This is a genomic window from Anaerotruncus sp. 1XD42-93, assembly GCF_009917605.1.
Taxonomy (GTDB): domain Bacteria; phylum Bacillota; class Clostridia; order Oscillospirales; family Ruminococcaceae; genus Anaerotruncus.
Window position 1 is genome coordinate 1 of the sequence record NZ_QZEG01000238.1, and the last position, 545, is coordinate 545.

General features: G+C 38.9%; 1 pseudogene. It reads right to left on the reverse strand.

Annotated features, from left to right (window positions below):
- Nucleotides 1–440: 440 nt before the first annotated feature.
- Nucleotides 441–545, reverse strand: a pseudogene (locus tag D5269_RS18805) (IS5/IS1182 family transposase); the annotation flags it as partial.

Below are 545 nucleotides of genomic sequence, written 5' to 3' on the forward strand. Positions count from 1 at the left end.
ATATCGCTTCATGGCTCTATTTTCGCACTTTTATTTGGTTTGTGCAATATTTATTTTTCAAACAAGCCCTAATGTTAGGACCATTATCTGTATTGGACATTAAACAGGCTCTAAGGAGATGTAAACAGCCATGTTTTTAGAATCAAGTGGGGATAACACCATCCCCATTGCCTTAACGGAATTTATAGCCCTACTGAAAATTTAAAAAGCTTACTTGTTTCAAAAATCCATAATTTAGCAATGAAAAACCGCCGCCAGTTACATGAACTGACAGCGGTTTTTTATTGCCAAAATTTTTTTGCAAAAACAGCCAATTTAACGCACAGTTTAGCCAAATCATTTCGCTTTATTAGCGGAAAGGGAGAGGACCACTACATCCCCCAACGAAAGGGGGTGAGAAGATGGGAACGATCCCCCGCTTTAACAATCCTAGGTAGTGTTCACATAAGCACATCGACAATGAGAGCAAAAAAGACAAAAGCCAAAAAGATAATATCCAGTTTGTCATAGCGGGTAAAAATGCGACGAAATCGCTTGATACGGCG